This window comes from Trichococcus sp. (genome assembly GCF_049589555.1).
Taxonomy (GTDB): Bacteria; Bacillota; Bacilli; order Lactobacillales; family Aerococcaceae; genus Trichococcus.
Genome location: NZ_JBAWAZ010000064.1, coordinates 1 through 8198, shown reverse-complemented (window position 1 = coordinate 8198; position 8198 = coordinate 1). Strand labels below are relative to the sequence as shown.

Genomic DNA, 8198 nt, shown 5'->3' with positions numbered 1-8198 from the left:
GTCATCGGCCCTGAAGCGACGCCGCCCGCATCAAAGGCGATCCCGACGAACAGCTTCGGGACTTTGTAGGAGAGGGCAATGATGATCAGATAGCCGGGGACGAGATAGTGCCAAAGTTGCAGCCAAGGGATGAGTACACGCACGACCGACAAGAGGACGGCGAGCCCGACTCCGATGGACAGAAATCCCAGCACAATACCGCGCTTTACATATCCAGTTGTAACATCTTCTATTTGATGCGTCAATACATATACCGCAGGTTCCGCCAAAATGACCAATACCCCCAGCACAAAACCGACGATGAGGACCGGAATCGAACTGTCCATCCCGGCAATCAGCATGCCGAGTTTGCGTCCGACTTCCATGAAACCGGCATTCACGCCTGTCAGGAAAAGGACCAACCCGACAAAAAGATAAGCCATCCCCAAGAAAATACGGCGGAAAGCACGCTTCGAGAGTTTTTCATCCGCAAAGAAGACATGGGTGAGCACGAAGATGATCATTATCGGCGAAACTGCCAACAGGATTTCGCCCGCGATTTTCGGCAGTTCGTGCAGGAATGGCGCAAGCCAATGGGTCACATTAGCCGTGCTGGCAGGCATCGAGCCCGAAAGCGGTTCATCGGAACGGACGAACAACCCCAAAATCAATACGGCCAAAATGGCGCCGGCTGATGCGATCCCCACCAGCCCGAAGCTGTCCTCCTCCGCTGATTGCGTCCGCCGGTTCAGGGAGGCGACCCCGACAGCCAACGCCAACATGAAGGGCACAGTCAAAGCGCCGGTCGTCGATCCCGATGCATCAAAAGCGATGGCGAAAAGGTCATTCGAACTGAAGTAAGCCAAGCCGAAGATGGCGAGGTAGAGGAATGTGAAGGCCTTGTTCAGCGGATAGCGGTAAACGATGCGGAACAGGCCGATCGTCAGCATCACGGCGATGCCGACGGAAACGACAATTAAAAGCAGATTTTTTGGATACATGCCGTTCGTGACCTCGGAAACCTGCGCCGCCAAAATATGCAGATCCGGTTCTGCTATTGAGATGAAGAAACCGAGGACAAGCCCCATTCCGAGCACGTATTTCAAGCTGTTGCTGCGGGCTAAGCCTCTCCCTAGAAATTTCCCGATCGGCGTGATGCCGAGATCCACGCCGAAAAGAAAGATGGACAGGCCGATGATGATCAAAAACGCCCCGAACAGGAACCGCTGCAGATCGATCGTTTCGAGCGGCGTCAGTGTGAAGTGGAGCAGGACGACAAGCAACGTGATCGGCAGCACGGACTGCAGGACTTCCCTTAATTTTTCTGTAAATATACGCATAGATTCATTCCTTTCATAAGTGATGTTATAATGTTGAAGAGTAATATTCATACATTAAACATAACATGCCAACTATTAAATAGGAAGTAAAACGCACTCTTTTGAAGGGCATCGGACAATATCGCGATGCTTTCAGGAAATTCACCCGGATCCGGTAGCCCAAAAAGATCCGACCGTTTTATTTTGACGTAAACGCCCCAAAGCATTAGAATAAAGGAAACAATAGGGTTTCATGAAGGATGATTATGATGAACATAAAAAACAAAAGCCTGCTGAAGACTGCCGTTTTGGCGGGCACAGCGGCCTATCTGCATCTCCAAAATACTTGGATCCAGAAAACCGAGTACACGATTCCGGTAAAGAACCTCGCGCCGGAAAACGAAGGGCTGAAGATCGTTCAGATTTCTGATCTCCATCTGCCGAAAGAGAAAATCGATCTGAACAAGCTGATTGACATGACTGAAGAAGCGGAACCGGACTTCATCTTTCTGACCGGCGACCAGATCCAAGGGGATGACACCTTTGACCCCTCTGTGGCGGAAAAGCTATTCCGGAAATTGACGGCGATTGCGCCAACCTATGCCATAACGGGGAACCATGACCGCCATTCGCCTATGTTCCACATTGCAGTAGATCTGTACAAGAAAACAGGGATCCGCTATCTGGAAGACGAAGCAATCAGCGTTCTGGCGAAAGGCAGAAAGCCTATCGTTATCATGGGTTTGAGCGACAAAAGCGCAGCCATCCAGAAAATCACGAAGGACTTCCTGAAGAAGATTAAGCTGAGAAAAGATTGGCAAGGCCAAACGCGCCTTTTGCTGGCCCACCGACCTGAACATTTCCTGAAGTACAGTATCAATCCGGAAAAATCAGCTGATATCACGTTCGCCGGCCATGCGCACGGCGGCCAGATCCGCATCCCTAGACTGGGCGGACTCTTCGCACCGGGTCAAGGCCGGATGCCGCAGCATACCGAAGGAGTCTATCTCTTGCCCATGGATCCGGAAAAGAAACTGGTCGTCAGCCGTGGCATCGGCGGGTCATCCTTCCCGTTCCGCATCAACAACCGTCCGGAATTGATTGTAGTGACATTGACGAACGGCTCCGTCTCTGAAAAACTGTAGGCGCGTGCTCCAATAACGCTGAGACGACGGGGGGAAGATTTTTTCCTCCAGTTTGTTATGTAAGCGCATTAATAATTTTTGTATTTCTTACCAAATTGGGTTACACTTAAGGTAATAAGTAGAAGGAGCGTGGATTATCATGGTAAAGAGCTTAATGGATAGGATGCCTTTGAACGATGGTTTTACAATCCCTGGCATTGGTTTTGGAACATGGGATGTCAGCGATGGTGAAGCCGAAGAACTAGTCTTCATGGCCATCATGCGCGGTTTCCGCCTGATTGACACAGCGAGCATGTACAAAAATGAAGCCGGCGTAGGCCGAGGAATTAATAAAGCAATCAATGCTGGTATTTCCAGAGATGAAATTTTTGTGGTCACAAAGCTCTGGGAAGACGAAATGGGCTATGACAAAGCTACCGATGCCATCAAAGCCAGCTTTGACCGCTTAGGCTTGCAACAAATCGACTTATTCTTGATTCACCGCCCTAGCAAAGAGGATGCCGTGAACCTCGAAACGTGGAAAGCGCTGGAAGATGCGAAAGAATCCGGACGCGTGAAAAGCATCGGCGTCTCCAACTTCTCGCGCGGCGAATTGAAGGAATTGATGGAAAATTCCCGCATCAAACCAGCCGTTAACCAATTGGAGATCAACCCATTCCACAACATGGAAGAGGTGGATGATTTCGGCTACGACAACAACATCGTGTCGATGGCATACAGTCCATTGGCAAAAGGCAGAGCCTTGGAAGAAGGTAAAGTAATCAAAATCGCTGAAAAATATAACAAGACACCGGCACAGATTGTATTGAAATGGGCTGTGCAACGTGACATTATTCCGATTCCGAAAACAAAGGATCCCGACCGCATGAAGGAAAATCTGGACCTGTTCGACTTCATGTTGACGGATGAGGAAATGGAAAAAATTACCCGCATCAAACAAGCCAGCAACTTTGAAAGAGGACACCAAGACCACAACCTCGGCAAGAGAATCGGGGTCGACACGCACAACATCAAGTAATAACAGACTATCGCTGGGGGCCTCCGGGTCTCCAGTTTTTCTGTGTGCGCTGAGAGAAGAAACGGTATAATGAAATAAAATAAAGAAGAACAAGGATGGGTAAGATGAATTTTTATTATGATGAAGAAGCGATCCGCTATCTGAAGGCCAAAGATCCGATTTTGGCGGACATCATCGACCGGATTGGGCCTATCGAACGGCCAATCGATGCGGATCTGTTTTCGGCGCTCGTCAACAATATCGTTGGCCAGCAGATTTCGATGAAGGCCCAAGAAACGGTCTGGAAAAGGATGCTTGCCGCTTTCGGAGCAATCACGCCCGAGAATATTTGCCGAGTTAGCATTGAAGAAATCCAGCAGTGCGGTTTGTCGACCCGCAAAGCGACGTACATCCGTGAAGCGGCCGAAAAAGTCCTTTCCGGCGAATGCGATCTGGAGGCGCTGAAGCACATGAGCGACGAAGCGGTCATCGCCGAACTGTCGCAGCTGCGCGGCATCGGCAAATGGACTGCCGAAATGCTGCTGATCTTTTCGATGGGGCGTCAGGATGTGCTGAGCTGGGACGACCTCGCCATCCATCGCGGATTGCGGATGGTGTACCATCACCGCAAAATCACGAAGCCATTGTTCCAGAAATACAAACGGCGTTACGCGCCATATGGTTCGATCGCAAGCCTCTACCTGTGGGAAGTGTCCGTCGGCGTCCTGCCGGATCTGAAGGACTATGCGCCGCTGACAGAAGCCGAAAAGAAGAAACGCCTGAAGCAGCGCCAAGAGCTGAAACGGGCGGAAAAGCAACTATTATAAGGTCTAACGCCAGCATTCCGTCTGCACCGGGATGCTTTTTTGTTTCTGTTGCAAAGGGGATGCTTTAACCGGGCGCCAGCCCCAATCATGCCTACAAAAATCATTCATTTTACATCTCAAAAAAATGGTATCGCTAAGCAATCCGCTTCCGATTAGTGTAGAATGGGGTTAGAATGTTTCAAAGACAACAATGAGTGAGGGGATAAAGCCATGATCAGATTAGGCATCATCGGAACGAGCAGCATCGCGCATGAATTCGCCACAGCGGCAAAAGCATCTGGACAATTCGAAATAAAAGCGGTATACAGCCGCACCCAGTTCAACGCCCAGAGTTTCGGGGAAGGCTACGGCGCGGACCTGTTCGTCACGGAGTTGGACAAATTCACAGCCTTGGAGGAAGTGGATGCCATCTACATCGCATCGCCGAACAGCCTCCATTTCGAACAAGCCATGTCGGCCATCGCGAACGGCAAGCATCTCATCGTTGAGAAGCCGATCTTCTCGAACACGAAGGAATGGGAGGCAGCCTTCTCCGCAGCGAAAGCCAACAATGTTTTCCTGTTTGAAGCCGCCCGCCACCTGCATGAACCGAACTTCGAAATGGTCAGGAATGAGATCGCTAAATTGGGCGAAATCGACGGCGCCAGCTTCACTTATGCCAAATATTCCTCCCGCTACGACCAGGTCCTGGCCGGCGAGGAACCGAACATCTTCTCGCTGAACTTTTCCGGCGGGGCGCTCTCCGATTTGGGCGTATACTTGCTGTACGCTGCCATCACTTGGTTCGGTGTTCCAGTGGAAGTCGATTATGCCGCCAAGAAAATTCAGACAGGCGTCGACGGAGCCGGCACGATGCTGCTGAAATATCCGTATTTCACAGCCAACCTGCACACGTCAAAAATTTACAATTCCTTCGCTGATTCAGAAATATACAGCGCCAAAAAAACACTGATTCTCGATGGGGTCAATTTGATCCAATCCGTAGAACTGGTGGACGGCGAGACCAACGAACGGTACCAATTGGCCGAAAAAGCATCCGGACATTTTATGGATGACGAGGTCCGTGCATTCGCGCGCGTCTTGAATGATCCGGAAAATCCTGATACTATAGAAGACTATGAACGTTGGACGCAGATCAGCCGAGACGTCAACCGGACAATGGAAGCTCTGCGCAAAAAAGCGGGCATCATTTACCCAGCGGATTTAGATGAGGCGTAGGTCAGACGGATGCTTCCGCGCGAGGTATGCACCGCAGCCTAAACACAGGCTGCATTATAAGAAATGAGGAAATAAATGATGATGATGGAAGAAATGGCAATGCCATTCGAGAAATACTGGAACGAGATGAGTTTTCAGCTGCCGACGCCGATCCAAGAAAATGTCTTCAAGCCATTGATGGAAGGCAAGGATGTCGTTGGCCTATCGCCGACCGGTACCGGCAAGACGTTGGCTTATGCTATCCCGTTGCTGCAAAAAACGGATGCCAACAAGGAATTGCAATTGCTGGTGCTCGTGCCTTCACAGGAATTGGCGCACCAAGTAGGGCACGTTTTGGCTGAATGGGGTTCCCTGAAGAACTTGAGCGCGCAAGTGATCATCGGCGGCGCGAACGTTGGCCGTCAGATCGACAAGCTGAAGGAAAAGCCGGAAATCGTGGTCGGAACACCGGGACGATTGCTGGAATTGGCCAACCAGAAAAAACTGAAACTGCACAACATCAGGACGGTCATCCTGGATGAGGCGGACTATTTGATGCAGGAAGAACATCTTAGCGCCTTGCGCGAATTGATCAAAAAAACGCCGGGGTCCCGCCAACTGGGCTTCTTCTCGGCTACGAACAGCGAGAATCTGAAGGACATCCAGAAATGGTTCAACACGGAGCCGCTTTGGTTCGACACGACCAAAGAAGGTCAGTTCATGGATCAGACTATCCATGGCTTCATCGAGGCGCCGACGCGGAAACGCGCTGAAATGCTGCGCCGCTTGGGCAACCTGGAAGGCATGCAGGCGCTCGTTTTCGTGAATTCTACGCAAGAACTTGATTATTTGGCGGGAAAACTGCAGTTCGAGGGCATCAATGTCCGCATGCTGCACAGCGATTACGGCAAGGCACAGCGTAAGAGCGCCATGGATGAATTCCGCAAAGGCAACGCGACGTTCCTTCTGACGACGGATGTCTCCGCCCGCGGGATCGATATCCTGGATCTGCCTTACGTCATCCATTACGATCTGCCGCTTTCGAAGGAAACCTACCTGCACCGCTCCGGACGTACGGGCCGGATGGGCAAAAAAGGGGTTGTGCTGTCCTTGGTGAATGATCGCAACAGTCGCGATATCAAACGCTTCGCGCCGCATCCGGATGAAGTAAAAGAATTCTTCATCTACGGCGGTGAGCTCGTCAACGAACTGCCGAGCCGCGAATCACGTGACGCCATCCGCGATGCGCAGAAACCGGCCGCAGCCAAAGCAGCCAAAATCCAGAAAAAAGTTGCTTTGAAAGAGGAAGAGACTGCGAAGGAAGCAGTTGCCAAAAAAACGAAAAAGAAAAAAATCCGCTCCAAAGATCAGAAAAACAAAGGCGCGCGCCGCAAGCCAACAGAACAAAAGCTATCTGAATAACTGAAGAACTTTCCGTACTCTGCCGGAAGGACAGCCCAAAACCGCGCTTGCGGAGGCTGTCCGCGGCGAAGTGTGGATTTTTGCGTTTTTTGGAATGCGGGCCGGAACTCCTGCCAGTCGGGCGGTCGACAGAACCAACAGTAAGATTTCCTTCCCGGGTCCGTTGCGGCGACCACTTCATACCTGTATAATCAAAGACAGAGAATGAATATGTATACGGATACGGAACAAAGTCCACTATGCAGCACAAGAAAGGGGTGGGCGCTATCCATGGTCACCATCAATGACATCGCCAAAATGGCCGGTGTGGCGAAGAGCACTGTTTCCCGCTATCTGAACGGCGGGGCGGTCAGCGAAAAAACAAAGGCGAAGCTGGATGAAATCGTCGCTGAGAATGATTATAAACCGAATAAATTTGCCCAAAGCCTGAAAGCGAAGCGCACGCACATGGTCGGGACGATCATTCCGCGTCTGAATTCCTTTGCGACGAATGAAGCGTTGCGGGGCTTGGAGAACAGTCTGCGCCTTTCCAAAAACCAATTGTTGATCACGAATGCGGATCAGAGCCGCGAGCGCGAAATCGAAGCCATCTCCACCTTGGCGAAGCAACGCGTCGACGGCATCGTCTTCTTCGCGGCGGCCATCACGCCGGCTCATGTGAAGGCGTTCGAAGAGGCTGATGTTCCCGTCGTCATCGTCGGGCAATCGCATCCCGATTTCCACTGCATCATCCATGATGACGAGAAGGCGGGCCATTCGGTCGGAGCCTACGCTGTGGCGAACGGGCACAGGAACATTCTTGTCTTCGGGGTCGACGAATCCGATAAGGCGGTCGGGGTGACCCGGCGCAACGGCATCGAACAGGCTTTCGAAGGCCACGACATCGATTATACCTTCGTCAAAACGAGCTTTGCCATGAAGGACGCCTACGAAAAGGCACTGGAAATCCTGCCGCAATCAAAAGCGACTTTCGTGATCGGCGCGACCGACAATATCGCGATCGGGGTCATGCGCGCTGCCCACGAACTGCAGATCGAAATACCGGATCAGCTTTCCTTGGCGGGCTTCGGCGGCTACGAAATCACCGAAGCAGTCTATCCGCGCATCACAACCGTGCATTATCCTTTCCAGGAGTCCGGAGAATTGGCGGCCAAAATTCTGATGGAATTGATTCTGGAAAAGGAAGTCGACCTGATCCAAACGTTGGATAACGAACTGTTGATTAGGGAATCGACTCAAAAAAAAGTTTAGTCACAGCCTATGCAACGAGCAACAGATGAAAATAAAAAGGCCATCAAGCACACCACAAATG

7 protein-coding genes are annotated in these 8198 nt (G+C 51.1%); 6 read left to right on the top strand and 1 reads right to left on the bottom strand.

Annotated features, from left to right (window positions below; all coding sequences use genetic code 11):
- Positions 1-1319, bottom strand: a 1319-nt coding sequence (locus tag WBV27_RS03235; RefSeq protein ID WP_424199364.1) for a DUF1538 domain-containing protein, incomplete at its 3' end; no start/stop codon positions are given.
- 248 nt (positions 1320-1567) lie between these two features.
- Here WBV27_RS03235 and WBV27_RS03230 point away from each other — a divergent pair.
- The 6 genes from WBV27_RS03230 (at position 1568) to WBV27_RS03205 (ending at position 8137) form a co-directional block, all read left to right on the top strand.
- Positions 1568-2443, top strand: a complete 876-nt coding sequence (locus WBV27_RS03230; protein ID WP_424199362.1) for a metallophosphoesterase — start codon at positions 1568-1570, stop codon at positions 2441-2443.
- 139 nt (positions 2444-2582) lie between these two features.
- Complete coding sequence (locus WBV27_RS03225) at positions 2583-3461, top strand: aldo/keto reductase (protein ID WP_424199360.1); 879 nt, start codon at positions 2583-2585, stop codon at positions 3459-3461.
- 104 nt (positions 3462-3565) lie between these two features.
- Positions 3566-4267, top strand: a complete 702-nt coding sequence (locus WBV27_RS03220; RefSeq protein WP_424199358.1) for a DNA-3-methyladenine glycosylase family protein — start codon at positions 3566-3568, stop codon at positions 4265-4267.
- Between the two features lie 210 nt (positions 4268-4477).
- Positions 4478-5485: a Gfo/Idh/MocA family protein gene (locus WBV27_RS03215; RefSeq protein ID WP_424199356.1), complete on the top strand. Its 1008-nt coding sequence runs from the start codon at positions 4478-4480 to the stop codon at positions 5483-5485.
- Between the two features lie 75 nt (positions 5486-5560).
- Positions 5561-6886, top strand: coding sequence for a DEAD/DEAH box helicase (locus WBV27_RS03210; protein WP_424199354.1), 1326 nt, complete (start codon positions 5561-5563; stop codon positions 6884-6886).
- A 270-nt stretch (positions 6887-7156) separates the two neighbouring features.
- Positions 7157-8137 carry a LacI family DNA-binding transcriptional regulator gene (locus WBV27_RS03205; RefSeq protein ID WP_424199352.1) on the top strand — a complete coding sequence of 327 codons (981 nt, stop codon included), beginning with the start codon at positions 7157-7159 and terminating at the stop codon, positions 8135-8137.
- Positions 8138-8198: the final 61 nt, after the last annotated feature.

Bases quoted from the DNA above. Each gene is read 5' to 3' on its own strand.
- WBV27_RS03230 (WP_424199362.1), top strand. From the start codon at position 1,568: ATGAACATAAAAAACAAAAGCCTGCTGAAGACTGCCGTTTTGGCGGGC.
- WBV27_RS03225 (WP_424199360.1), top strand. From the start codon at position 2,583: ATGGTAAAGAGCTTAATGGATAGGATGCCTTTGAACGATGGTTTTACA.
- WBV27_RS03220 (WP_424199358.1), top strand. From the start codon at position 3,566: ATGAATTTTTATTATGATGAAGAAGCGATCCGCTATCTGAAGGCCAAA.
- WBV27_RS03215 (WP_424199356.1), top strand. From the start codon at position 4,478: ATGATCAGATTAGGCATCATCGGAACGAGCAGCATCGCGCATGAATTC.
- WBV27_RS03210 (WP_424199354.1), top strand. From the start codon at position 5,561: ATGATGATGATGGAAGAAATGGCAATGCCATTCGAGAAATACTGGAAC.
- WBV27_RS03205 (WP_424199352.1), top strand. From the start codon at position 7,157: ATGGTCACCATCAATGACATCGCCAAAATGGCCGGTGTGGCGAAGAGC.